General features: G+C 59.7%; 26 protein-coding genes. 16 read left to right on the forward strand and 10 right to left on the reverse strand.

Annotated features, from left to right (window positions below; all coding sequences use genetic code 11):
* The 3 genes from ACTG4B_RS10890 to ACTG4B_RS10900 all read left to right on the forward strand — a co-directional run.
* On the forward strand, positions 1–353 hold a 353-nt coding region (locus ACTG4B_RS10890), incomplete at its 5' end, for an outer membrane protein assembly factor BamB family protein (RefSeq protein WP_439155731.1).
* A 48-nt stretch (positions 354–401) separates the two neighbouring features.
* Positions 402–1,874, forward strand: coding sequence for a ribosome biogenesis GTPase Der (gene der, locus ACTG4B_RS10895; RefSeq protein WP_439155732.1), 1,473 nt, complete (start codon positions 402–404; stop codon positions 1,872–1,874).
* 362 nt (positions 1,875–2,236) lie between these two features.
* Positions 2,237–3,457: a VPLPA-CTERM sorting domain-containing protein gene (locus tag ACTG4B_RS10900; protein ID WP_439155733.1), complete on the forward strand. Its 1,221-nt coding sequence runs from the start codon at positions 2,237–2,239 to the stop codon at positions 3,455–3,457.
* 377 nt (positions 3,458–3,834) lie between these two features.
* On the opposite strand, the gene ACTG4B_RS10905 is transcribed toward ACTG4B_RS10900, so the two are convergent.
* On the reverse strand, positions 3,835–4,563 hold the full coding sequence (locus tag ACTG4B_RS10905) for a hypothetical protein (RefSeq protein ID WP_439155734.1): 729 nt from the start codon (positions 4,561–4,563) through the stop codon (positions 3,835–3,837).
* Positions 4,560–5,852, reverse strand: coding sequence for a serine--tRNA ligase (serS, locus tag ACTG4B_RS10910; protein ID WP_439155735.1), 1,293 nt, complete (start codon positions 5,850–5,852; stop codon positions 4,560–4,562). Before serS ends, ACTG4B_RS10905 begins: the two co-directional genes overlap by 4 nt.
* Positions 5,853–6,252: 400 nt before the next feature.
* Here serS and yajC point away from each other — a divergent pair, with 400 nt between their 5' ends.
* The 9 genes from yajC to ACTG4B_RS10955 are packed head-to-tail and all read left to right on the forward strand — an operon-like array spanning position 6,253 to position 12,261.
* Positions 6,253–6,537 carry a preprotein translocase subunit YajC gene (yajC, locus tag ACTG4B_RS10915; RefSeq protein ID WP_439155736.1) on the forward strand — a complete coding sequence of 95 codons (285 nt, stop codon included), beginning with the start codon at positions 6,253–6,255 and terminating at the stop codon, positions 6,535–6,537.
* 22 nt (positions 6,538–6,559) lie between these two features.
* Positions 6,560–8,221, forward strand: a complete 1,662-nt coding sequence (gene secD, locus ACTG4B_RS10920; protein ID WP_439155737.1) for a protein translocase subunit SecD — start codon at positions 6,560–6,562, stop codon at positions 8,219–8,221.
* 1 nt (position 8,222) lies between these two features.
* Positions 8,223–9,191 (forward strand): protein translocase subunit SecF, encoded by a 969-nt coding sequence (secF, locus tag ACTG4B_RS10925; RefSeq protein ID WP_439155738.1) that lies wholly within the window; start codon positions 8,223–8,225, stop codon positions 9,189–9,191.
* Positions 9,192–9,203: 12 nt separating this feature from the next.
* On the forward strand, positions 9,204–9,557 hold the full coding sequence (locus tag ACTG4B_RS10930) for an Mth938-like domain-containing protein (RefSeq protein WP_439155739.1): 354 nt from the start codon (positions 9,204–9,206) through the stop codon (positions 9,555–9,557).
* Entirely contained in the window at positions 9,558–10,169 is a 612-nt protein-coding gene (gene ccmA, locus ACTG4B_RS10935) for a heme ABC exporter ATP-binding protein CcmA (protein WP_439155740.1), read from the forward strand. It abuts the gene before it with no gap.
* Entirely contained in the window at positions 10,166–10,822 is a 657-nt protein-coding gene (ccmB, locus tag ACTG4B_RS10940; protein WP_439155741.1) for a heme exporter protein CcmB, read from the forward strand. The genes ccmA and ccmB overlap by 4 nt, the downstream gene beginning before the upstream one ends.
* Positions 10,823–10,864: 42 nt before the next feature.
* The gene (gene ccmC / locus ACTG4B_RS10945) at positions 10,865–11,593 is read left to right on the forward strand and encodes a heme ABC transporter permease CcmC (protein ID WP_439155742.1); all 729 of its coding nucleotides are present in this window, start codon (positions 10,865–10,867) and stop codon (positions 11,591–11,593) included.
* Positions 11,586–11,729: a heme exporter protein CcmD gene (ccmD, locus tag ACTG4B_RS10950; RefSeq protein ID WP_439155743.1), complete on the forward strand. Its 144-nt coding sequence runs from the start codon at positions 11,586–11,588 to the stop codon at positions 11,727–11,729. Before ccmC ends, ccmD begins: the two co-directional genes overlap by 8 nt.
* Complete coding sequence (locus tag ACTG4B_RS10955) at positions 11,722–12,261, forward strand: DsbE family thiol:disulfide interchange protein (protein WP_439155744.1); 540 nt, start codon at positions 11,722–11,724, stop codon at positions 12,259–12,261. Before ccmD ends, ACTG4B_RS10955 begins: the two co-directional genes overlap by 8 nt.
* Positions 12,262–12,340: 79 nt before the next feature.
* Here the strand turns inward: ACTG4B_RS10955 and acnA are convergent, their stop codons facing one another.
* Positions 12,341–15,118, reverse strand: a complete 2,778-nt coding sequence (gene acnA, locus ACTG4B_RS10960) for an aconitate hydratase AcnA (RefSeq protein ID WP_439155745.1) — start codon at positions 15,116–15,118, stop codon at positions 12,341–12,343.
* Between the two features lie 234 nt (positions 15,119–15,352).
* Between acnA and ACTG4B_RS10965 the strand changes: the two genes are divergently transcribed.
* The gene (locus ACTG4B_RS10965; RefSeq protein WP_439155746.1) at positions 15,353–16,045 is read left to right on the forward strand and encodes a DUF1223 domain-containing protein; all 693 of its coding nucleotides are present in this window, start codon (positions 15,353–15,355) and stop codon (positions 16,043–16,045) included.
* On the opposite strand, the gene ACTG4B_RS10970 is transcribed toward ACTG4B_RS10965, so the two are convergent.
* From ACTG4B_RS10970 to ACTG4B_RS10995, 6 genes are read right to left on the reverse strand one after another with little or no spacing between them, the layout of a single operon-like run.
* Entirely contained in the window at positions 16,042–16,926 is an 885-nt protein-coding gene (locus ACTG4B_RS10970) for a lysophospholipid acyltransferase family protein (RefSeq protein ID WP_439155747.1), read from the reverse strand. The two genes, ACTG4B_RS10965 and ACTG4B_RS10970, sit on opposite strands and share 4 nt — an antisense overlap.
* Positions 16,923–17,567, reverse strand: coding sequence for a nitrile hydratase subunit alpha (gene nthA, locus ACTG4B_RS10975; RefSeq protein ID WP_439155748.1), 645 nt, complete (start codon positions 17,565–17,567; stop codon positions 16,923–16,925). Before nthA ends, ACTG4B_RS10970 begins: the two co-directional genes overlap by 4 nt.
* Positions 17,557–17,847 carry an SH3-like domain-containing protein gene (locus ACTG4B_RS10980; protein WP_439155749.1) on the reverse strand — a complete coding sequence of 97 codons (291 nt, stop codon included), beginning with the start codon at positions 17,845–17,847 and terminating at the stop codon, positions 17,557–17,559. The genes nthA and ACTG4B_RS10980 overlap by 11 nt, the downstream gene beginning before the upstream one ends.
* Positions 17,825–18,175, reverse strand: a complete 351-nt coding sequence (locus ACTG4B_RS10985) for a ScnB-like protein (RefSeq protein WP_439155750.1) — start codon at positions 18,173–18,175, stop codon at positions 17,825–17,827. The genes ACTG4B_RS10980 and ACTG4B_RS10985 overlap by 23 nt, the downstream gene beginning before the upstream one ends.
* 40 nt (positions 18,176–18,215) lie before the next feature.
* Positions 18,216–19,265 (reverse strand): FliG C-terminal domain-containing protein, encoded by a 1,050-nt coding sequence (locus tag ACTG4B_RS10990; RefSeq protein ID WP_439155751.1) that lies wholly within the window; start codon positions 19,263–19,265, stop codon positions 18,216–18,218.
* 47 nt (positions 19,266–19,312) lie between these two features.
* On the reverse strand, positions 19,313–19,801 hold the full coding sequence (locus tag ACTG4B_RS10995; RefSeq protein WP_439155752.1) for an autoinducer binding domain-containing protein: 489 nt from the start codon (positions 19,799–19,801) through the stop codon (positions 19,313–19,315).
* Positions 19,802–19,939: 138 nt separating this feature from the next.
* Here ACTG4B_RS10995 and ACTG4B_RS11000 point away from each other — a divergent pair, with 138 nt between their 5' ends.
* Positions 19,940–20,548 (forward strand): helix-turn-helix transcriptional regulator, encoded by a 609-nt coding sequence (locus ACTG4B_RS11000; RefSeq protein WP_439155753.1) that lies wholly within the window; start codon positions 19,940–19,942, stop codon positions 20,546–20,548.
* A 73-nt stretch (positions 20,549–20,621) separates the two neighbouring features.
* Positions 20,622–21,401: an acyl-homoserine-lactone synthase gene (locus ACTG4B_RS11005; protein WP_439155754.1), complete on the forward strand. Its 780-nt coding sequence runs from the start codon at positions 20,622–20,624 to the stop codon at positions 21,399–21,401.
* A 57-nt stretch (positions 21,402–21,458) separates the two neighbouring features.
* Here the strand turns inward: ACTG4B_RS11005 and purB are convergent, their stop codons facing one another.
* Complete coding sequence (gene purB / locus ACTG4B_RS11010) at positions 21,459–22,766, reverse strand: adenylosuccinate lyase (protein ID WP_439155755.1); 1,308 nt, start codon at positions 22,764–22,766, stop codon at positions 21,459–21,461.
* Positions 22,767–22,850: 84 nt separating this feature from the next.
* Between purB and ACTG4B_RS11015 the strand changes: the two genes are divergently transcribed.
* Positions 22,851–23,270 (forward strand): DUF6314 family protein, encoded by a 420-nt coding sequence (locus ACTG4B_RS11015; RefSeq protein WP_439155756.1) that lies wholly within the window; start codon positions 22,851–22,853, stop codon positions 23,268–23,270.
* The last annotated feature ends 37 nt before the right edge of the window (positions 23,271–23,307 follow it).

Consider the following 23,307-nt stretch of genomic DNA (forward strand, 5'->3'; position numbering starts at 1 on the left):
CTGTCAGTCCCGTTTGGCCCGTTGGCGATGCCGTGTTCCTGGTCAATGATCTGAACGAACTGGTCCGGCTGGATGCAACCAGCGGCGCGCCTGTCTGGCGGACGGCCATGCCGACCTTTGGCGATGCGCCCACTGCGCGGCAGCGGTCTGTGTTTGCGCATCACGGGCCGGTGCTGGCGGGGGGGCGTCTGATCGTGGCGTCATCCGACGGCTTGATCCGGCAGTTCGATCCGGCATCGGGTGCCCTGATTGGCACGCTCGACATTCCCGGCGGCGCGGCGACAAACCCCGTTGTGGCGGGGCGGACACTGTATGTTGTCAGCAAGACGGGCCAATTGCACGCTTTCCGTTGATCCCGAATTGGTGTATCGGCCCCTTTCAAACCCGTCAGGAGCCGCGACATGACCTTTACCCTTGCCATTGTGGGGCGTCCCAATGTGGGCAAATCCACGCTGTTCAACCGTTTGGTTGGCAAGAAGCTGGCTCTGGTCGATGACCAGCCGGGGGTGACGCGTGATTTGCGCGAAGGCGAAGGTCGGTTGGCCGATTTGCGGTTCACCGTCATCGACAGCGCCGGTCTGGAAGAGGCGACAGACGACAGCCTGCAAGGCAGAATGCGCCGCCTGACGGAACGGGCCGTGGAAATGGCCGATGTCTGTCTGTTCATGATCGACGCCCGCGCCGGCGTGTTGCCCGCAGACGAAGTTTTCGCGGACATTTTGCGCAAAAAGAACGCCAATGTGATCCTTGCCGCCAACAAGGGCGAGGGCCGCGCCGCAGATGCAACAATTCTGGAGGCTTACGCGCTGGGGCTGGGTGAACCTATCCGGCTGTCTGCCGAACACGGCGAAGGCATGGGCGAATTGCTGGATGTGCTGCGTCCCATCGCCAAGGAACATGAAGAACGCGCCGCATTGGATGCGCCCGACATTGACGTGGACGTGGGCGAGGATGACGAGGACGCACCGCGCGTGCCGACGCGTGCCAAGCCCTTGCAGATCGCCGTTGTGGGCCGCCCCAATGCAGGCAAATCCACACTGATCAACAAGATCATCGGCGAAGAACGCCTGCTGACCGGACCAGAGGCCGGGATCACCCGCGATGCGATTTCCGTGCAGACGGATTGGGCGGGGCCGGATGGTGTGGGTGTGCCAATGCGCATATTTGACACCGCCGGGATGCGCAAAAAGGCAAAAATTCAGGAAAAGCTGGAAAAGCTGTCGGTGTCCGACGGGTTGCGTGCGGTCAAGTTTGCCGAGGTCGTCGTGGTGTTGCTCGACGTGGAAATTCCCTTTGAACAGCAGGACTTGCGCATCGCCGATCTGGCGGAACGCGAAGGGCGCGCGGTGGTGGTCGCCGTCAACAAATGGGATACCGAGGACGATAAACAGGACAAGCTGCGTGAACTGAAACAATCGTTCGAACGCCTGCTGCCGCAGTTGCGCGGCGCGCCGCTGGTCACTGTATCGGCCAAGACGGGCAAGGGGCTGGACCGGCTGCAACAGGCGATCATGCGCGCGCATGACGTCTGGAACCGGCGCGCGACGACCGCGCAACTGAACCGCTGGCTGACAGGGATGCTGGAACAGCACCCGCCGCCCGCACCCGGCGGCAAGCGGATCAAGATGCGTTATGCCACGCAGGTGAAAACGCGGCCCCCCGCATTCGTTGTCATGACCTCGCATCCCGATCTGGTGCCCGAAAGCTATAAACGCTATCTGGTCAATGGTTTGCGCGAGGATTTTGACATGCCGGGCACGCCGATCCGGCTGTATCTGCGCGATCAGGGCGACAAGAACCCTTACAAGGACCGCAAGTCATCGCAGCCGTCGCGCCTGTCAAAGCACCTTAAAAAAGGTCCGGGCGACCGCTAGTGTTCGCCACCTGACGAAATGTTCCCGCGCCATGCAATGCTGTCGCGAGAGGTAGCTATGCGGGACTTTGCGTGCATTCGCTGCGCATGCACCAAGGTCTGCTTTCGGGATAGTGAGCTGCGTGCCGCCTCGCTTGATGCGAGCCTAACTCTAATCACATGCACCTTTACACTGGCGTCCGGCAGTTAAACCACAAAGGTCGGCTCTGGGACTATGATACTGTCTGCCCTCTCGTGTCTACAAAGTCTCGTTGACACTATGATTGCTTAGCGTAGTATAACTTTTATTATAAATCAATAATTTGGTCCGTTATGTCCGCCGACGCGTGGGATTTAGCCCCAGACTTCTCAAGGACATAGACAATGCATACCCTCACTTCCTCGCTGCGCGCGACAACTTTTCTGTGCGCGACGGCTTTGACGCTTTCAGCGTTCACCACGCAGGCCCATGCGGTCACTCTAACTATTCTGGCCGATGAAACCGTGACCTTGGAGGGGACAAGCAACGGTGTCAGCATAATTGATGGTGGCTCAACCATTGCAGCAGGCGGCACGCTGATCAGCAACGACGCGCGGAATACCCGTCAGACGGGCGATCTGTTGAACGAGGGCTCCATTGAAATGCAAGGGCGTCGATATTTTATTGTACCCGATGCGACCCTGACTAACGGTGCGACGCTGACCAACAAAGGGTCGATCACCATCGACGAAGGAACGGATTTTGAGGCGGTCCAAGGTGTGTTGGACAACACCGAAGATGGAACCATCATCAACAATGGGCGTACTACAGCCAATGCAATGATCAACAACGGCGATATTGAGAACAACGGAGTGCTGTCAGTTCTTGGGCGCACAGCGACGACATCAACCGGCAGCATCACCAATACAGGCCTCGTCGAGGTGAGCGACAACAACGCTGGAGACACTTTGCTTTCTGGCGCGAATTTCACTCAGACTGACGGTCAGTTGCGCGTAAATGGTGAGATGGATTTTGACACCGTGCAGATCACGGGTGGCACCGTCCAAGGAATTGGCACGATCGGTGGTGATGTTGAGGTGACAGGGGCCCGTATCATTGGGGGTGACGGTGCCTCACGTACTTTGAACTTCAGTGACCGCCTCACGGTACAGGAATCCTCGATCCTGCAATTCGCTGCGGCTGTGGGCTGGGCAGTGGACCCAATATCAAACTTCAATAACGGGATTGACGTTGCCGGTCCTGTCGCGCTGGCGGCAGGAACCGTGTTTGACATTGATGTTTTTGTATCAAATTGGGACCCCAGAATACCTGGTCGTTTTGACTGGGACCTTCTCATTGCCGACAGTTTTGAATTTACGGATCTGGATGGACTTATTTTTGATTACGGATCAAATGCGGATATTTATGCATTTGGAAGTAGAGCAGATTTCAACCCCGCCGCACGGTACACCACGTCGATTTTTGACATGGCAGATGGTCGCCAGTCTGTGCGACTAAGCGTCGAGGCGATCGCACCTGTCCCGCTGCCCGCATCTGTGCTGTTGTTGCTGGGTGGTTTGGCGGGTCTTGGCGCGCTCAGCCGCCGCCGTCGCGCATCCAGCTGATCTGACCGGTTAAACTCCAATCGGTGGCGGACGCACCGCCGCCGAATAGGTCGAGCGATGTCCGGCTGGGGTAAAGCGGGCCTATCGAATGCATGGTAATAGCTACGATGGTGCACCGCGCGACACGGGTTCGATCGCAACCTTTCTGGACGCTACCTGTCAAAGCGCCAAGCTATGAATGTCAACAATTGATGTGCTTGGTTGGCCTAATGCCGTATTGCTAAGCGATTCAGTCTCTTTCGAAAATGTAGATTTGACCGTTCGCGAGCAAACCGCATGTCCAGAATTGTTCGAAAAACTTGGCCGCTGTTTTGTTATTTTTTCGATTTCGCACGTTCGCTGCAAGACAGAAAAACGGAAATTTGGGCTCCAAGCAGTCAAAGGGTATCTTGTGTCTGGTGGCGACCGCTCGGGCTAGGGCGCAATGTCAGCACCAGCATCGCGCCGATGCCGAGGGCGGCCAATGCGCTGACGCCCATTTCACTAGTGCCATTGGCGACGATGATGCCCACCAGCGCCCAGATCACCGTCAGCCCGTAACCGGGCGCGCCGGTCTGGCGCTGGACGATGGCGGCAACCAGCAGTGCGCCGATGATCCCCGCATAGGCCCAGCCAATTGCCCCCATCAACAGCCCGTAACCGGCGGCGGTGCTGGCCAGCGCAACGAAAGACGCCGCCGTCAGCCAGCCCGCGTAAATGCCCACCGGCGCACGCAGCCACCAGCGGTCGCGGGCAGGTGCGTGATAGACCGCAATGATCGCCCCGATGGCCATGATGAAAATCATCACCGTCGCCCAGACTGCGCTGTTGTTGGCAACAGCCAGCCACGGTGTGCCGACGCCAAGGCTGACAATCAGCGGCAGGCGCACGCGGTTCCAGGCAGCGTTCCCCGGACGTTTGATCAGGCCGTATAAGGCTGACACGACCAGCCAAGCGTAAATCAGCCCCCAAATCGCAAAGGCATAGCCCGCAGGCTGCACAGGCGGGTCGATCTGCGGAAACGGCAACTGGTCGGCGCGGAACCCGCTGAACGGGGCCGTCAGCGCGGGTGACAGCACAAATGTCGCCGTGACCAGCAGGGTCAGCGCGGCCAGCGCACGGTTCATGCCAGATCACCGGTCGCGGTGATCATCGTTCTGCCGCGCAGATAGGGGTGCAGCACGGCGGGCAGCGTCACGGACCCATCCGCCTGCTGGCCGTTTTCCACGACAGCGATCAGCGTGCGCCCCACGGCAAGCCCCGATCCGTTCAGCGTATGCACGAACTGCGGTTTGCCGCCTTCGGCCGGTTTGAACCGCGCGTTCATCCGCCGTGCCTGATAATCGCCGCAGACAGAAACCGAGCTGATTTCGCGATAGGTGTTCTGGCCGGGTAGCCACACCTCGATATCGTGGGTCTTGGTGGCACCTGCGCCCATGTCGCCCGCACACAGCACGACAGTGCGGTAAGGCAGGCCGAGTTTTTCCAGGATCACCTCGGCCCGGCGTGTCATGGCGTCATGTTCGGCGGCGCTGTTTTCGGGGGCGGTGATGCTGACCATCTCGACCTTTTCGAACTGGTGCTGGCGCAGCATGCCCGATGTGTCGCGCCCCGCGCTGCCCGCCTCGGACCGGAAACACTGTGTGTGCGCGACATAGCGGCGGGGCAGGGTGGTTTCGTCCAGCGTCAGCCCGTTGACGATATTGGTCAGCGTCACCTCGGCGGTGGGGATCAGCCACCAACCGTTTGTCGTCTGATAGCTGTCTTCGCCGAATTTGGGCAACTGGCCTGTGCCATACATCATTTCCTCGCGCACCATCACGGGGGTGATGGTTTCGAGAAGCCCGTGATCCTCGACATGGGTATCCAGCATGAACTGCGCCAAGGCCCGGTGCAGGCGGGCGACGGCCCCCGACAGCAGCACAAAGCGGCTGCCCGACAGTTTGGCGGCGGTTTCAAAATCCATTCCCGGACGGATGGCGGGAATGTCGTAATGCTCCATCGGGGCGAAATCCAGGTCGCGCGGGGTGCCGTGGCGGCGGATTTCGACGTTGTCGTTTTCATCCTTGCCATCGGGAATGGATGGGTCGGGCAGGTTGGGCAGGGCGATCAGCAGATCGTGCAGGCGGGCGTCTTCGGCCTTGGCCTGCTCGGTCAGCGTGGCGATCTGTTGTTTCTTTTCGGCCACCAGCGCGCGCAGGCGGTCGAATTCCGCATCATCGCCCCGCGCCTTGGCGGCACCCACATCCTTGGCGGCCTTGTTGGCATCGGCCTGCGCGGTTTCCGCAGCAAGGATCGCCGCGCGGCGGGCCGCGTCGATGGCCAAAAGGTCAGCGGACACAGGGGCGATCCCACGGCGTGACAGGGCCGCGTCAAACGCTGCGGGGTTGTCACGGATGGTGCGGATATCGTGCATGGGTCTGGTCCTTGGTTGGTGGTGTCGGGGGACATATGCCGCAGTTCGCGGGCGATGAAAAGCGCGCGCGCCATGATCCGGTGCAATGCCGCGCGCTGGTGGCTCCGTGGCGGCCTGCGGCGTTGATTCCGCGGGGGTGATCATCACTTTCTTTCATGCAGGCGAAACCACTTCTTTGGTGTTTGGTTCAGACGTCACCCCCTCGCTACACCTATCCCGTGCATCCTGACGGGAAAAACGGGGATTTGAAAGCGTTTGGATTGCACCCGGCCCCCGCTTGCGCCATATGGCGAAAAGGGTGGCGACGGCGTTGCCAATCGGCGGGCCAGCAATTAGGTTGCCGCAACTTTTATCGGGTGCCTGTGGCGCTCGCGGTCAGAACAACAGGCAAGGGGACATCATGCAAGGCGCAGCACAGTTTATTCCAATTATCCTGATCTTCGGGATCATGTATTTCCTGCTGATCCGTCCGCAGCAGAAAAAGCTCAAGGAACATCAGGCGATGCTGGAGGCGTTGCGCCGGGGCGATCAGGTGATCACCCAGGGTGGCATCATGGGCAAAGTGACCAAGGTCAAGGATGACAGCAACGAAGTTGAAGTGGAGATCGCATCGGGTGTGCAGGTGCGCATCGTAAAATCGACCATCGCAACAGTTGTGAACAAGACCGAACCGGCGAAAGCCTGAACCCGCCAAGGGGCCGCTTTTCATGTTGAATATTTCTTTCGCCAAGCAGGTCATGATCTGGCTGACGGTCCTTGTCGGCCTGACGTTTGCGATGCCGAACGGGTTTTATGGCCGGGTCGAGGCGCATAATGATGCGATGAAGGTCATTCAGACCGGGCAAAGCGACGCGGCCCTGGCCGAAGATGCGGCGCGGTGGCCGGATTTTCTGCCGTCCAATCTGGTAAACCTTGGTCTTGACCTGCGCGGCGGCGCGCATCTGTTGGTCGAGGTGCAGGTCACGGATGTTTATGCGACCTTCCTTGAAGGGTTCTGGCCCGAGGTGCGCGATGTGCTGGCCGCCGAACGCGACACGGTGGGGTTCGTCACCCGTGACGACAGCCCCGATACGGAGTTGCGCGTGCGCATTTCCGAACCAGCCGGTGCGGCCCGCGCGCTGGAACTGGTCCGCGGTCTGGGCCGGCCCGTCACGACGCTGACAGGGGCAGGGGCCAGCAATATCGACGTGCGGATCGACGGCACCCTGATGACCATCACGCTAAGCGATGCCGAAAAGCTGGCGATGGACGAACGCACCATGTCGCAATCGCTGGAAATCATCCGCCGCCGGATCGACGAGGTCGGCACCCGCGAACCGACAATCCAGCGGCAGGGTGCGCAGCGCATTCTGGTGCAGGTGCCCGGTGTCGGGTCGGCCAATGACATCATCGACCTGCTGGGCACGACTGCGCAGCTGACGTTCAACCCCGTGCTGGGGCGCACCAGTGATGCGAACGAATCCCCGGGTAGCGGCAACATTCTCGCCCCTGATGCCGAACAGGAGGGACTGTTCTACATTCTGGAACGCCGTCCGGTTGTCACGGGCGAAGACCTGGAAAACGCCCAGCTTGATTTCGACCAGAATGGCCGGCCTGCCGTGGCTTTCCGGTTCAACACCACCGCCGCGCGCAAATTCGGCGATTACACGCTGGACAACATCGGATCACCTTTTGCCATCGTGCTGGATGATGCGGTGATTTCCGCCCCCACGATCCAGAGCCATATTCCCGGTGGATCGGGTATCATCACCGGTAATTTCACCCCCGAAGAGGCGACAAATCTTGCCGTGCTGCTGCGGTCGGGTGCCTTGCCTGCAGAACTGACGTTCCTTGAGGAACGCACCATCGGGCCGGAACTGGGCCAAGACAGCATCGATGCGGGCAAGGTCGCCTGTATCGTCGCGGGGCTGGCCATTCTGGTTTACATGGTGCTCAGCTACGGGTTGTTCGGTGTCTTTGCAAATGTCGCGCTGATCATTAACGTGGGGCTGATCTTTGGCCTGTTGTCGATCGTTGGTGCCACGCTGACCCTGCCGGGGATCGCGGGGATCGTGCTGACCATCGGGATGGCGGTGGACGCCAATGTGATCGTGTTCGAGCGGATCCGCGAGGAATTGAAAACCGCCAAAGGCCCGGCGCGCGCGATTGAGCTGGGCTATGAAAAGGCGCTTTCGTCAATCATTGACGCCAATATCACCACGTTCATGACCGCAGTGATCCTGTTTACCATCGGGTCCGGCCCGGTCAGCGGTTTTGCGGTGACGCTGGGGTTTGGCATCGTCACATCCGTTTTCACCGCGCTTTTCGTGACCCGTGCGATCATTGCGCTGTGGTTTGCGCGCGCCCGCCCCAAGACAATCGAGGTTTGACATGCGTCTGAAACTGGTCCGCGACGACACAACCATCGATTTCTTCAAACGCGCCCGGCTGTGGCTGGGCATATCGCTGGTGATGATGGCGGTGGCATTTGTATCCTTTGCCATTCAGGGCCTGAATTACGGGATCGATTTTCAGGGCGGGACGAGCATCCGCACCCAATCAGAGGTGCCGGTCGATGTGGCCGCCTACCGCGATGCATTGGCCCCGCTGGAGTTGGGGGATCTGTCCATCGCCGAGGTGTTCGACCCGACATTCGCCGAAAACGAACATGTTGCGATGGTGCGCATTCAGGCACAGGAAGGCGATGAGCGGATCGCATCCGAGACCATCGAACAGATCCAGACCGCGCTGCGCACGGTTGATCCGGGAATGGAATTTCCGTCGATTTCATCGGTCGGGCCCAAGGTTTCGGGCGAGCTGATCAATACTGCCATTCTGGCGGTCGCGCTGGCTGTGGGGGCGATCCTTGCCTATATCTGGCTGCGGTTCGAGTGGCAATTTGCCGTGGGTGCCGTGCTGGCGTTGCTGCATGACGTCTTGCTGACCATCGGGATATTTTCGGAATTGCAGATCAAATTCGATCTGGCGATTATCGCGGCCTTGCTGACGATTGTGGGTTATTCCATCAACGATACGGTGATCGTGTTTGACCGGGTCCGCGAGAACCTGCGCAAATACAAGAAAAAGGACCTCAAGGAGGTGCTGAACCTGTCCATCAACGAAACCCTGTCGCGGACGTTGATGACCTCGGGGACGACCTTGCTTGCGCTGGTGGCGCTGTTCGTGCTGGGGGGGGATGTGATCCGCGGGTTCGTGTTCGCGATGATCTGGGGCGTGATCATCGGCACCTATTCATCCATCTTTGTGGCATCCGCGCTGCTGTTGGTGCTGGGTGTGAAACGCGACTGGTCCAAAAAGGACCCCGCCGCCGGCACGCGATATGGTCATCTTGATACGTAACGGGAGGCTGTAATGCGCCTGAACGAGATCAGCTATAACGACGCGGTGCCAATTGACGGATATGGCCCCGGTTTTTTTCGGATCGGGGGCGAAATCGTTCAGGGGTCTGTGGCCGTTTTTCCTTCTGGTGTGACCGCTTGGGGCGGGTTTGATGACACGGCTGTCATCCTTGAACAGGCGGAAAACCTTGATGTGCTGTTTGTCGGCACAGGGGCCGAAATTGCCCATCCCCCCGTCGGATTTCGCAAAACACTGGAGGATGCGGGCATTGGGGTGGAAACCATGGCGTCACCGGCGGCCTGCCGCACGTATAACATCCTGTTGTCCGAGGGGCGGCGCGTGGCGGTTGCCCTGATCCCGATCTGAATGCTGAAGGTGCGCAACCTGTCCTGTGCCCGTGGTGGCGCGCCCGTCCTGAGTGGTGTCAGCTTTGATGTCGCGGCGGGGCAGGCCCTGATCTTGCGCGGTCCCAACGGGGTGGGCAAGACCACGTTGTTGCGCACCTTGGCGGGGGTGCAACCTGCGCTGGATGGCACCGTGGATTTCCCCGAAGAGGACGGCGCCTATGCCAGCCATGCAGATGGCATCAAGGCCGCGCTGAGCGTGACTGAAAACCTGCAATTCTGGGCGGATGTGCATGGCGCCACCATGCCGGACGATATTCTTGAAACCTTTGACCTTGCCGATCTGCGCGACCGTCCCGGTGGCACGCTGTCCGCAGGGCAAAAGCGGCGTCTGGGGCTGGCCCGGCTGGGCGTGATCGGGCGCAAGGTGTTGTTTCTGGATGAACCCACGGTGTCGCTTGACCGGTTTTCGGTGAAACTCTTTGCCGACTGGCTGCGCGGGCATCTGGCGGCGGGTGGGATCGCGGTGATTGCCACCCATATCGATCTTGGGCTTGAGGCACCGGAACTGGACCTGACCCCGTTCAAATGCGCGCCGGGTTCGCATGGTGGCACGGACGAGGCGTTCTTATGATCGCGTTGCTTTTGCGCGACCTGCGCCTTGCGGTGCGCGCGGGCGGCGGTTTCGGACTGGGACTTGCGTTTTTCCTGATTGTTGTGGTGCTGGTGCCATTTGGCGTGGGGCCTGACACCACGCTGCTGACGGCTATTGCGCCGGGCATATTGTGGGTCGCGTCCCTGTTGGCGGCACTTTTGTCGCTGGACCGGATTTTTGCGCTGGATTTCGAGGACGGGTCGCTGACGCTGCTGGCCACGTCACCACTGCCGTTCGAGGGCGCGGCACTGATGAAGGCGCTGGCGCATTGGATCACCACGGGGTTGCCGCTGACGGTCGCGGCCCCCGCGCTCGGGTTTCTGCTGAGCCTTGCGCCAGAGGCCTATGTTTATCTGCTTTTGTCGCTGCTTTTGGGCACGCCCGCGTTGTCGATGATCGGCACATTCGGGGCGGCGCTGACGGTGGGGTTGCGGCGGGGTGGTTTGCTTTTGTCGCTCTTGGTCTTGCCGCTTTATGTCCCCACATTGATTTTCGGGGCCGAGGCGGTGCGGCGCGGTGCCGACGGGCTTGACCCGACAGGTGCATTGATGCTGCTGGCAGGGATCACGGTGGGGGGCTTTGCCCTGTTGCCTTTTGCCACTGCGGCGGTTTTGCGCATCAATCTGCGGTGATCGGGGATTGAGGGTGCTTATGGGGCAGGATAGATAACGACTATGTCGATATGGGAATATGCAAATCCGAAAAGGTTCATGGGCTGGACAGCGCCTGTGCTGACATGGACGTTCATCCTGGGTGGGGTGTCTCTGGCGGTGGGGCTGGTCTGGGGGTTCTTTTTCACACCCGATGATTTCCGGCAGGGATCGACGGTGAAAATCATCTATCTGCATGTGCCCGCCGCGCTGATGGCAATCAACGCCTGGATCATGATGTTGGTGGCATCCCTGATCTGGGTGGTGCGGCGGCATCACGTATCGGCGCTGGCCGCGCGCGCGGCGGCCCCTGTGGGCCTGACCATGACGCTGATCGCGCTGTTCACCGGGGCGATCTGGGGGCAGCCGATGTGGGGCACCTATTGGGCGTGGGACCCGCGGCTGACATCATTCCTGATCCTGTTTCTGTTCTATCTGGGCTATATTGCCCTGTGGGAAGCGATCGAAGACCCCGATACTGCCGCCGACCTGACCGCTGTGCTGTGCATGGTCGGATCGGTTTTTGCGATCCTGTCGCGCTACGCCGTCCTGTTCTGGAGCCAGGGTTTGCACCAGGGCGCATCGCTGTCGATGGACGCCGAGGAAAACGTGGCGGATGTTTTCTGGTTGCCGCTGTTGGTGTGCATCGCGGGCTTTGTGTTGCTGTTTGTGGCACTTGTGCTTCTGCGCACCCGGACTGAAATTCGTGCCCGCCGTATGCGCGCACTGCAAGCAAGGATGCGCCGTGCCTGATCTGGGAAAATACGCGTTCGAGGTGATGCTGTCTTACGGGGTCAGCCTTGGCCTGCTTGCGATCGTCGTGGGGCTGAGCGTGCGGCGGTCCCGCCGTGTGCGCGACGCCTTGGAAAAGGTGGAAAAGAATGGCTAAGCTGTCACCGCTCATGATCATTCCGCCGGTGGTTTTCGCAGCCCTTGCCGGGCTGTTCGCGGCAGGCATGTTTCGCGACAACGCGGATGAGCTGCCATCGACATTCGTGGGCCAGCAGGCCCCGCCGGTCCCGGTCGAGGCGGTGCAGGGCACTGTGCAACTGACCGATGCCGATTTGCGGGGCGGTGACGTGACCATCGTGAATTTCTGGGCCAGCTGGTGCCCGCCGTGCCGTGCCGAACATCCTAACCTGCTGGATTTGCAGGCGCAGGGTTACCGCATTGCAGGCATCAATTTCCGCGACCAGCAGGCGCAGGCGTCGGAATATCTGATCAATTCCAAAGACCCGTTTTTCGCGACCGGCTTTGATCTGCGCGGTCGTGTGGCGATTGACTGGGGTGTGACCGCACCGCCGGAAACCTTCATCGTGGATGGGGACGGAACTGTGCTGTTCCGTTTTGTTGGCCCGCTGGTCGGGTCGGATTATGAACAGCGGTTCTTGCCGGAACTGGCCAAAGCGATGGGCAAATAGCAAAAAGGCGGGGAAATCCCCGCCCTTGCTTTGGCTCTGATTAAAAGGCCCCGGTGTAATCACCGGGGCCTTATTGTTATCACGACGCTTTTGCCAGGTTCCGCAGCACATAGTGCAGCACGCCGCCGTTCTCGATGTATTCGATCTCGACCGCGGTATCGATCCGGCATTTGACGGTGATGTCCTTGGTCGTGCCATCGGCATAGGTGATCTGGGCTGTCATGTCCTGTAGCGGCTTCACCGCGTCCAGACCTGCGATGGTCACCGTTTCTTCGCCGGTCAGGCCCAGCGTCTTGCGGGTGTCACCGCCGGTGAATTCGAACGGAACAACGCCCATGCCGACAAGGTTGGACCGGTGGATACGCTCAAAGCTTTCCGCGATCACGGCCTTGACGCCCAGCAGGGCCGTGCCCTTGGCCGCCCAGTCGCGCGATGAACCGGCACCGTATTGTTCGCCGGCAAAGATCACCAGCGGCGTGCCGTTTTCCTGATAGGCCATCGCCGCATCGAAGATCGAGGTCTGTTCGCCATCGGGGCCTTTGGTATAGCCGCCTTCGACGCCGTCCAGCATTTCGTTCTTGATGCGGATGTTGGCGAAGGTGCCGCGCATCATCACCTCGTGGTTGCCGCGCCGCGACCCATAGCTGTTGAATTCGCGCACGGGCACCTGCCGGTCGATCAGGTATTGACCGGCGGGGGTGGTTTCCTTGAACGACCCGGCGGGGGAAATATGGTCGGTTGTGACCATGTCGCCCAGCACCGCAAGCACCTTGGCGTTTTCCACGTTCTGGATGGTGCCCGCGTCCTTGGACATGCCTTTGAAGTAGGGTGGGTTCTGGACGTAAGTCGACGATGCAGGCCAGTCGTAGGTTTCGCTGTCGGTGGTTTCGACCGCCTGCCACTTTTCGTCGCCTTTGAAGACGTCAGCATATTTCGACTGGAACGCCTCGCGCGTGACGGTCTTTTCTACCAGCGCGTTGATCTCGGCAGAGGTGGGCCAGATGTCGCGCAGGTAGACATCATTGCCGTTCTTGTCTTGCCCGATCGGGTCGGTCGCGATGTTGACGTTCATGTCGCCCACCAGCGCGTAGGCCACGACAAGCGGCGGAGAGGCGAGGTAGTTGGCGCGCACGTCAGGTGAAATCCGCCCTTCGAAGTTGCGGTTGCCTGACAACACAGAGGTGGCGACAAGATCATAGTCGTTGATCGCCTTGCTGATTGCAGGCTCCAACGGGCCAGAGTTGCCGATACAGGTGGTGCAGCCGTAACCAACAAGGTTGAAGCCGATGGCATCCAGATCATCCTGAAGCCCTGCGGCCTCCAGGTATTCGGACACGACCTGTGATCCGGGGGCAAGCGATGTCTTGACCCATGGCTTGCGGTTCAGGCCCAGTTCGCGCGCCTTGCGGGCGACCAGACCGGCCCCGATCATCACATAGGGGTTCGACGTGTTGGTGCACGACGTGATGGACGCGATCACGATGGACCCGTCGTGCAACTGGTAATGCCCGTCTTCGGTCATCACGTAACCGCGCATGTGATGGCCTTCGTCGCCGGGGATGTGCTGCGGTTCGGGCTGGCCGCCTTCGCCTTCCCAGCGGGTTTCGGCTTTGGCGCTGGCGTCTTTGCCGTCGCGGATCCCTTTGACGTATTGACCAAAAGCGGTCCCGGCCACGTCAAGGTTGATGTGATCCTGCGGACGTTTCGGGCCGGAGATGGCAGGAACGACCGTGCCCATGTCGAGCGTGAGCGTATCGGTATAGACCGGCGCATAGGACGCATCGCGCCAGAAGCCGTTCTCCTTGGCGTAGGCTTCGACCAGCGCGATCCGGTCTTCGTCGCGGCCGGTGTTGCGCAGGTAGCGCAGGGTTTCGCTGTCGATCGGGAAAAAGCCGCAGGTCGCGCCATATTCGGGCGCCATGTTGGCGATTGTCGCGCGGTCGGCCAGTGGCAGATGGTCAAGACCCGCGCCATAGAATTCCACAAATTTCCCGACGACGCCCAGTTCGCGCAGCATTTCCACGACCTTCAGCACCAGGTCGGTGCCCGTGGTGCCTTCGGTCATGGCACCGGTCAGTTCGAACCCGACAACTTCGGGGATCAGCATGGAAATCGGTTGGCCCAGCATGGCGGCCTCGGCCTCGATCCCGCCGACGCCCCAGCCCAGAACGGCCAGTCCGTTGACCATGGTTGTGTGGCTGTCGGTGCCGACCAGCGTGTCGGGATAGGCAACTTCGTCACCGTTCTGGTCGGTGTCGGTCCAGACCGTCTGGGCCAGATATTCAAGGTTCACCTGATGGCAGATGCCCGTGCCCGGTGGCACGACGCGGAAGTTGTTGAATGCACCCTGACCCCACTTCAGGAACTGGTAGCGTTCCATGTTGCGTTCGTATTCGCGGTCCACGTTCATCTGGAACGCACGCGGGTTGCCGAATTCGTCGATCATCACCGAATGGTCGATCACAAGGTCAACAGGGTTCAGCGGGTTGATCTGCTGGGCGTCGCCACCCAGCGCCACGATCCCGTCGCGCATTGCAGCAAGGTCAACGACTGCGGGAACGCCGGTGAAATCCTGCATCAGCACGCGGGCGGGCCGATAGGCGATTTCGCGGGGGTTCTTGCCGCCTTTGGTGGCCCATTCCGAAAACGCCTTGATATCATCAACCGACACGGAAAACCCGTCATCCTCGAACCGAAGCAGGTTTTCCAACACCACCTTCAGCGCCGCAGGTAGTTTCGAAAAATCACCCAGACCGGCGGCTTCGGCGGCGGCGATGGAATAGTAGGCGACGGACTGGTCGCCCACGGTGAGGGTTTTGCGGGTCTTGGCTGTGTCTGTGCCGACTTGAATCGTCATGGCTATCCCTTTCAAGGCTGATGCTGTGCAAGGCTCTTGCCTGCGCTTTTGCCCCAAGGCGGGCGTGCGTTCAAGAGGGCGCGGGAAATATTTGTATACCATTGCACACAATGGCGACCCAAACGCCACTTTTTCGGCTGAAACATAAGTGACGCGGCAATCGCAATTGGTTGATTGGCCATTTCACCCTAATCTGCCTAAACCGAACCGGGTAATAAACTAGCAGGATACCACATGCGGCCCTTTCTGATTGCTCTTTCATTCATTGGTCTGTTTGCGACGGCCCCGGTGCAGGCGCAAAACGGTCCTGTGGTGGTCGAGCTTTATACATCGCAAGGCTGTTCAGCCTGTCCCCCGGCGGATGCGATGCTGCGGGAGCTGGCCAAACGGGATGATGTGATCGCCTTGGCGCTGCATGTGGACTACTGGGATTACATCGGCTGGAAGGACGTGTTCGCCAATCCTGCCTTTTCCGAACGCCAACACGCCTATGCCGAGGCCGCGCATGTGGCCACTGTATATACGCCGCAAATGGTGTTCAACGGGCAGGATCACGTTGTTGGATCGCGTACGATGCAAGTGATGGACCGGCTACAGACGCAATTGGAAAAGGGGCTGCCCGTCAAGCTGAGCATGACGCGGCAGGAAAGCCGCGTGCTGATCACGGCGCCACCCGGCGCACCTGGTGATTATGTCGTGCAACTGGTGCGCTACACGCCGCAGCAGGCGGTCGCGATCGGACGGGGCGAAAATGCCGGGAACGAATTTGTTTATACCAATATCGTCACGTCATGGTCGGTGATCCACCGCTGGGACGGGCAGGCGGCGCTTGCTCTTGATGCGCCTGCGGTCGGGCCTGACCCCGTGGTCGTCATCATTCAAAAGGCGGGGCATGGCCGGATCGTGGCGGCGGCCGAGCTGCGCTAGCCGTCGTTGCGCGTTTTCCAGCGGCGGTGGACCCAGAACCATTGCGCCGGATGGCGCGCGATCTGTGCTTCAAGCCGTGCGGTCATCTCTGCCATCATCGCACGGGGTGTTGCGTGGATGATCGGGGATTCGACTTCGACTGAAAAGGACATGCCATCGGGCTGTCTGATGCCGAAATAGGGAATGACCACTGCATCCAGTTTCAACGCGATATCGGCAGCGGATGTGGCGGTATACGCGGGGTGGCCAAGGAACGGCAGCCGCACACCCGTAGCAGACACATCAAACAAGAGCGTGCCCATCCCCCCTGATTTGAGGTGTCGGGCAAAGCCCATCGTGCCGCGCCGCCCCTGTTCGAACACCGGCCCCCCCCATGACGTCATGGTCTTGGCGTAATGGGCGTTAAAGTACGGGTTCTGCATCGGCCGGTATAACCCGCCGATGGTGTGGCCCATACGGGTCAGCACCTGACGCGGGGCTTCGTGATTGCCGAAATGGGCGGTCACGAAAATCACGGGGCGCCTGGCTGCTGCGGCCTTTGCCAATGGGGCAAGCCCTGCGCCGGTGGGCTGGGTCTGGGCAAGCCTTTGGCCGAATTCTGCCCACGCATAATTTTCGATCAAGGTGCGCCCGAAATTGTCACAGCAGGCCCCCGCCAATGTCCGGCGCTCTGTTGCGGGCATGTCGGGATAGATAAACGACAGGTTTGCCTCGGCCCGCTGACGATAGCCAACGAGCGGGCCGATGCCCCGCGCCAGCGCGGCGCCCATCATGGGAACCCGTTTGTCATAGGGCAGCGCCAGCGCGGTTCTGATCAGGCCGCGCAGCGCCTTGTCCGCCAGCCAATCGGTGCCTGATCCGTGTAGCGGTGATGCGGTCATACAGGGCCCGGCGCACGGGCGCGCCCGGTTCCGATCATGCTGTCGCGGGTGACCAGTGTCGCTAGCCGCTTGGCTGTCCAGCCCTGCGTGCCTGCCGGGCGGGCGGGGATCACGATATAGCGCATGTCGGCGGTGCTGTCGTGGACGCGCACCGTGGTGCCGGCCGGCAGGGTGACCCCGAATTCGGATAGCACCTTGCGGGGTTCGCGCACGGTGCGTGACCTGTAGGCGCGGGATTTATACCAATCGGGCGGCAGGCCGAGCAAGTTGCGCGGGTAGCACGAACATAACGTGCAGACGATCATATTGTGAACGTCGGCGGTGTTTTCGACGGCGATCAACTTGAGAGGGCCAATGTCAAAACCCATATCGCGCGTCGCCGCGCTGGCGTCGCGCAGCAGGGCGTCGCGGAAATGCGGATCGGTCCAGGCGCGGGCGACAACGGCGGCGCCGTTGGCCGGGTTGCGGGCATCCATCGCGTCGATCTGGGCGGCGATTTCGGCTGCGGTTGTCACCCCTTTTTCGATCAAGAGTTCGCGAATCGCAATTTCCATCTGCTGCCAATAAGTCAGCGGATGGTCGTCATCGGGCCGGTATGGGTGGCCCGAAGGCGACAGGTGGTCGTGATGATCATGGGGCATGGGGTTCAAGCCAGTGACTATAGATTTCGGCATCCAGCGTGTCGTCGGGATTTTCAGCCGCGTCGCCCCACACCTCGGACATGGTAAAGCGAAGCCGCAACAATGGCAGACAGGCCCCTTTGTGGCGATAGGCCAGATCCTCGGGGTTGGGGAAGGGGCCAAGTGTCCTTTCGACCCAGCCGGATTTGCCCCGCAGGTAGGCCGGGGTGCGCACGTGGCCGGGGGGCATGTCCGCACGAACACGCATATAGTGCCGGTCAGCCACTGCTCGCCTCTCCATAGGTGGGGCCACGGGCGGCAACATCTGTCATGCGACGGGCCAGTTCGGCAGTTGTATAGATGCCCGCCTCGATCAGGTTCTGGTTTACGGATGCAATCCAGCGTTCGTAATAGGTCATCTGCTCGAAAGAGGATGCAGGCATGTCTTCCAGCACGCGGCGCAACCCGTCCACGGTGAAATGTCCCTTTGCCGTCGCGATCATCATGAGCGCATCGACACGCTTTTCCCACAGGGCGTAGTCGTGGTCGTCGGTTGGAATGGGGCCAGCGGCATTGCCGCCCATGTCATGCCATCGGCGACCCGAATAGGTTTCTGTTGTGTCGGTCATGGCCCGAAGTTAATTCAGAACAGCCGGGACTGTCCATGTGCTATTCTTCCGGGGTTCGGTCCTCATCCGGGTCACGCAGTGTGATCATCCCGTTTTCGACCAATTCACGAATGGCAGTCGTGACTGCGGCCATTGCGGTCTCTGCCTCGGATTTCTTGATAGGGCCCATTTCGGCGGCATCATCGCGCAGTTGGCCGGCCATACGCTGCGACAGGCTGGACAGGATGAACTCTGCCGAGTCGACCAGTGCCGCGTCTCCTGACAATGCGGCAGCGATCGCGGTGGACATCACCGCGTTGTCGACAGAACGCAGACAGTTCGGAATGTCCGTGGACTTGACCCGCGGGGCGATATCCTTGAACGTGAAAATCGCGCGGCGCACGTCGCTGGCAAATTCAGGGTCGGCGGCCCCAAGCCCTTCCAGAACATCTTCGCGGGTGTCGGTGGCGGTAGAGTTCAGAATGGCCCCCAGACGCTGCACCGGGGCCTTGTCAAAGGCGCGCGGCCGCACCGCCCCATAGTCCTGCGCGAGCGCGGCCCCAATCCGCCGCACGGCATCCGGCGCGATCTGCCCGGTCTGCGACATGGCAAAGGTGATCCGCCGTGCCCTTTCGCCGGGTGTCTTGACCAGCACATCCGCGGCCTTGACGATGGGCAGCTTGGACAGGACGACCGCGCAGATTTCAGTGCTTTCCGACGTCATGATATCAACAATTCGGTCCGCGGGCAGATCGATGATCAGCGGCCAGTGATCCCCCCGGCGGACGCTTTGTGTCTGGGCCCGCAGTTTCCGGGCCAGATCGGGGCTAAGATGATCGGCAATCGCCGCAATCGCCCCGTCGCGGGTGCCCGGTGCAGAAAGACCGATTTTTTCAAGTTCTGATGTAAATTCCGCGGCCACGGCGCTGACCGTGTCCCGGTCAACCAGCCGCAGCGCGCCCAGTTCGCCGGTCAGAAGTTCCTGCAAGGCTTCGGGCAATTCCGAGAGGGACAGCGACCCGCCGTCGCTGATCAGCATCTGCACGATCACCGCCGCCTTGCGACGACGGTTGAGCGCCGGTGCGCCGGATATCTGTGTTTCGAATCCCATATCCCGAAATATCGCGCGGGACGTAAAGGAATGGTTATGAACGCCCGTCAGCTTCCCGGATGTGTGACCATGATCGACATTTTCTTGAGATGTTCGACCGTCTCGGGGTCAAGCGCCGACGTATCGGCGGTGTATTCGTGAATCAGTGCAACATCCCTGTGCATCTGTTCAATTTCTCCATCAGTGAATTCGCGGTCCGTGTGCGCAAAGCCACCGATGCTGCGGCTGTCACCAGAGGCAACTGCAATAACAACACCATAGTTCATGCCATGATCAGCGGCCATGACCATGACGCCTGCGGGGTCTTCCAGCAGGGACCAGCGTTGGGTGCCGGTGTTCTCAAATCCCCAGGCAACCATGGGATCCCTCATGATCAGGCCATTGCTGGAATAGTAATCAAGCCAAGCCTTTGGATAAGTCTGAAAGACAAACTTGGGTGTCGTGTATTCGATGTGGAAACCCAAAGCATAGCCTGCAATTGCAAGTTCATTCAGTTCACCGAGTGTTCTGCTGATTTCTAATTCTGAAGAACTCATAAGATTAACTCGCTTTCAGGTTGCTAAGGCAGGTTAAATACACATATTGTGCGCGATGTAATGCCTTCTAGCACATTAGAGCGAAGTCGGTCATGCTCACAAGAGATTTTCGTGTAGCGGGCTAGCTGAGGAATATGAATGTCGAAAGTTCTTGGTCTGGATGAAATTGAGCAACTTGCTCCTTCGGGCCATTATATCGCCTTGCGTATCGGCTTTGCTTTTCCGATGGAAGAGATGAATGCGCTTCCCCCTGATTGGGTGAGCCACTACACCAAGCAGCGATTCGCGCTTTTTGACCCAGTGCTTAGGTGGGCCTACAGTAATGTCGGCGCTGTCCGGTGGAGTGCGTTTCCCCTTGACGATCCCAAACGCGTGATTGCGCAGGCGCGGACATTCGGCATGCGCTATGGCGTTACTGTCTCGGTATTCGACAGCAGTGCGGACGCGCAGCGTTCCTTTGCATCCTTCACGCGAGCAGACCGCGAATACACAGATCTCGAGATGAAGCTGTTGCAAGCCTATCTGATGCGGCGTCACAATGAGACAGCGCCACCGACCAATCTGACCAAGGCCGAACTCGAGGCTTTGAGCATGGTCAAAGACGGACGCCGCCTGAAAGAAATCGCGTTTGAGTTGAATGTCAGTGAGGGCGCAATCAAACAACGCCTGAAGAACGCGAAACTGAAGCTTGGTGCCAAAACCGGAACACAAGCCGCCGCATTGGCTAATCAATATGGTCTAATCTGACCAGTTGTTCAGTCTTTTTTTCTGACCTCAATACAATTAGAGTTAAATTATCCACAAAGTGGTAACGTCTCACTTGGCGGAGGCGGGGGCCGTCGTCAAAAACTCTACAACCAGAGGTAAGAACATGAAGAATATTACTTTTAATCTGACCGAGCTTCACAAGCACGGCACTGCATTCTTTGAATTCCTTGCACTGCGCAAGAAGTTCTTTGTCGATCAGTTAGGCTGGGACATTCCACACGATGATGACGTGGAGATGGATCAGTATGACAACCCAAAGGCGTACTACTCGCTGGTCGTCAAGGATGGAAAGGTTGTTGGTGGCATGCGCACAATGGCCACGACGGCGCAATGGGGTACGCATACTTATATGCTGCGTGACGCGGTGGACGGAAAACTTATTGGCATTCCAACCAACATCCTGCCCGCAGCCGAAGTCACCCCCACAGTCTGGGAAGCAACTCGTATCGTGATTTCAGAAGACATCAAGACCCACAGTGAACGGTCCGAATGTCTGGGTATGTTGCTTGACGGTGTTGTAAAGCAGGCCCGCGAACATGGTGGCACTGAGATCATGGCGCTTTGTCCGCCTGTTTTTGCGCGGACGATGCGGCAGCTTGGATACCCGGTTTACCCAATCGGAGAGCCATATGTGAACGCCCATGACAATCGCAAATACGTCGCCATGAAGGGTAAGATCGCAGGGATTCGGTCACGTAAGGCTGATCAACCAATCGAATCAGCCCGGAAAGAGGCAAAGTCCGATCAGATGGTTCCGGCCAACGCAAGCAATTCGCGGGTTTCCACGCATCATATGGAACCGCAACCCGTTCATGCACCTTCAGTGGTGTAATGCGCGAAAAATGACCGGTCGGGTGTCGGGATGTTCCCGACCGGTCACAATCACCTGTCAGCTTTCACCAAACACCCGCGCAAAAATGGTGTCGACGTGTTTCGTGTGATAGCCCAGATCGAATTTCTCTTCGATTTCTTCTGGTGTCAGGGCTTTGGTCACGTTCGAATCAGCAAGCAGTTCGGTCTTGAAATCTGCGCCCTGTTCCCAGACCTTCATTGCGTTGCGCTGGACCAGTTTATAGGCGTCCTCGCGGCTGACACCGGCCTGCGTCAGGGCCAGAAGCACGCGTTGTGACATCACCAACCCGCGGAATTTGTTCATGTTGGGCAACATGTTTTCAGGATAGATCACCAGTTTTTCAATGACACCGGCCAGCCGGTTCATCGCGAAATCCAGCGTGATGGTCGTATCCGGCCCGATCGCGCGTTCCACGGATGAATGGCTGATGTCGCGTTCATGCCACAGGGCCACGTTTTCCATCGCAGGCACCACGGACATACGCACCAGACGGGCGAGGCCGGTCAGGTTTTCGGTCAGGACCGGGTTGCGTTTGTGCGGCATGGCAGAGCTGCCCTTTTGGCCTGGGCTGAAGAATTCTTCGGCTTCCAGAACTTCGGTGCGCTGCATGTGGCGGATCTCGATCGCGACGTTTTCGATGCTGGAGGCGATGACCCCCAGCGTGGCAAAGAACATCGCGTGGCGGTCGCGGGGAATCACCTGCGTGCTGATCGGTTCCGGCGTCAGACCCAGTTGGGCGCAGACGTGTTCTTCAACGGATGGGTCGATGTTGGCGAAGGTGCCAACAGCACCAGAGATAGCACCCGTCGCGATTTCGGCGCGTGCGGCCAGCAAACGGGCGCGGCCCCGGTCCATTTCCGCGTAAAACCGTGCAAACGTCAGGCCCATGGTTGTGGGTTCGGCGTGAATCCCGTGGCTGCGCCCGATGCGCACGGTGTCCTTGTGTTCAAAGGCGCGGGTTTTCAATGCGGCCAGTACCCGGTCCATATCGGTCAGCAACAGGTCGGCGGCGCGCACCAGTTGCACGTTCAGCGTGGTGTCCAGCACGTCGGACGATGTCATGCCCTGATGGACAAACCGTGCCTCGTGCGATCCGATGTGTTCGGCCAGATGGGTCAGAAAGGCGATAACGTCATGTTTTGTCACCGCTTCGATTTCGTCGATGCGGGCGACGTCGAATTCCGCATCCCTGGCCTTCCAGACGGCTTCGGCGCTTGCCGTGGGGATCACGCCGATGGCGGCCTGTGCGTCGCACGCGTGGGCCTCGATCTCGTACCAGATGCGGAACTTGGTTTCGGGCGACCAGATGGCAACCATTTCGGGGCGGGAGTAACGGGGAATCATGGGCAATGGCCTTTTTCAGGGGTGGGCAGCGGATTTCCCCTGCGTCATAAAGAGCCCCGCCCCAACCCTCAAGGGAGAGATGACATGACCATGCTTGGCCCTGCCGCCTTTGTCGGTCAATGGCGGTTGCAGCGCACAATTACCGACCGGTTGGGCGGGCAGACGGGGCGGCTTGTGGGGCAGGCGGTATTCACGCAAGCCGGACAGGGTGTGTTGGCCTATCAGGAAACCGGCGATTTGCGCATTGGTGACGGGCCCGTGATGGTGGCGATGCGCCGCTATCTGTGGGTATTTGATGCCGGTGGCGTTGCAGTGCAGTTTGGCGATGGTGCGGCGTTCCACCGCTTTATACCCACGGGGCATGCGGCCGGCACGGATCATCCCTGCGGCGACGATCTGTATCGTGTTGAATATGATTTCACCCGCTGGCCCATATGGCGGGCGACATGGGTCGTCCACGGCCCGCGCAAGGATTATACATCGGTTTCCGATTATGGCCCGTAGTGCAGGTTTTGCCCCGCCTGACGCAGGGATGGCTTGC

It is taken from the genome of Yoonia sp. (assembly GCF_965660735.1).
Lineage (GTDB): Bacteria > Pseudomonadota > Alphaproteobacteria > Rhodobacterales > Rhodobacteraceae > Yoonia.

Excerpts from the sequence above, each read along its gene's own strand:
- der (WP_439155732.1), top strand. The coding sequence starts at position 402 with ATGACCTTTACCCTTGCCATTGTGGGGCGTCCCAATGTGGGCAAATCC.
- ACTG4B_RS10900 (WP_439155733.1), top strand. The coding sequence starts at position 2,237 with ATGCATACCCTCACTTCCTCGCTGCGCGCGACAACTTTTCTGTGCGCG.
- ACTG4B_RS10905 (WP_439155734.1), bottom strand. The coding sequence starts at position 4,563 with ATGAACCGTGCGCTGGCCGCGCTGACCCTGCTGGTCACGGCGACATTT.
- serS (WP_439155735.1), bottom strand. The coding sequence starts at position 5,852 with ATGCACGATATCCGCACCATCCGTGACAACCCCGCAGCGTTTGACGCG.
- yajC (WP_439155736.1), top strand. The coding sequence starts at position 6,253 with ATGCAAGGCGCAGCACAGTTTATTCCAATTATCCTGATCTTCGGGATC.
- secD (WP_439155737.1), top strand. The coding sequence starts at position 6,560 with ATGTTGAATATTTCTTTCGCCAAGCAGGTCATGATCTGGCTGACGGTC.
- secF (WP_439155738.1), top strand. The coding sequence starts at position 8,223 with ATGCGTCTGAAACTGGTCCGCGACGACACAACCATCGATTTCTTCAAA.
- ACTG4B_RS10930 (WP_439155739.1), top strand. The coding sequence starts at position 9,204 with ATGCGCCTGAACGAGATCAGCTATAACGACGCGGTGCCAATTGACGGA.
- ccmA (WP_439155740.1), top strand. The coding sequence starts at position 9,558 with ATGCTGAAGGTGCGCAACCTGTCCTGTGCCCGTGGTGGCGCGCCCGTC.
- ccmB (WP_439155741.1), top strand. The coding sequence starts at position 10,166 with ATGATCGCGTTGCTTTTGCGCGACCTGCGCCTTGCGGTGCGCGCGGGC.
- ccmC (WP_439155742.1), top strand. The coding sequence starts at position 10,865 with ATGTCGATATGGGAATATGCAAATCCGAAAAGGTTCATGGGCTGGACA.
- ACTG4B_RS10955 (WP_439155744.1), top strand. The coding sequence starts at position 11,722 with ATGGCTAAGCTGTCACCGCTCATGATCATTCCGCCGGTGGTTTTCGCA.
- acnA (WP_439155745.1), bottom strand. The coding sequence starts at position 15,118 with ATGACGATTCAAGTCGGCACAGACACAGCCAAGACCCGCAAAACCCTC.
- ACTG4B_RS10965 (WP_439155746.1), top strand. The coding sequence starts at position 15,353 with ATGCGGCCCTTTCTGATTGCTCTTTCATTCATTGGTCTGTTTGCGACG.
- ACTG4B_RS10970 (WP_439155747.1), bottom strand. The coding sequence starts at position 16,926 with ATGACCGCATCACCGCTACACGGATCAGGCACCGATTGGCTGGCGGAC.
- nthA (WP_439155748.1), bottom strand. The coding sequence starts at position 17,567 with ATGCCCCATGATCATCACGACCACCTGTCGCCTTCGGGCCACCCATAC.
- ACTG4B_RS10980 (WP_439155749.1), bottom strand. The coding sequence starts at position 17,847 with ATGGAGAGGCGAGCAGTGGCTGACCGGCACTATATGCGTGTTCGTGCG.
- ACTG4B_RS10985 (WP_439155750.1), bottom strand. The coding sequence starts at position 18,175 with ATGACCGACACAACAGAAACCTATTCGGGTCGCCGATGGCATGACATG.
- ACTG4B_RS10990 (WP_439155751.1), bottom strand. The coding sequence starts at position 19,265 with ATGGGATTCGAAACACAGATATCCGGCGCACCGGCGCTCAACCGTCGT.
- ACTG4B_RS10995 (WP_439155752.1), bottom strand. The coding sequence starts at position 19,801 with ATGAGTTCTTCAGAATTAGAAATCAGCAGAACACTCGGTGAACTGAAT.
- ACTG4B_RS11000 (WP_439155753.1), top strand. The coding sequence starts at position 19,940 with ATGTCGAAAGTTCTTGGTCTGGATGAAATTGAGCAACTTGCTCCTTCG.
- purB (WP_439155755.1), bottom strand. The coding sequence starts at position 22,766 with ATGATTCCCCGTTACTCCCGCCCCGAAATGGTTGCCATCTGGTCGCCC.
- ACTG4B_RS11015 (WP_439155756.1), top strand. The coding sequence starts at position 22,851 with ATGACCATGCTTGGCCCTGCCGCCTTTGTCGGTCAATGGCGGTTGCAG.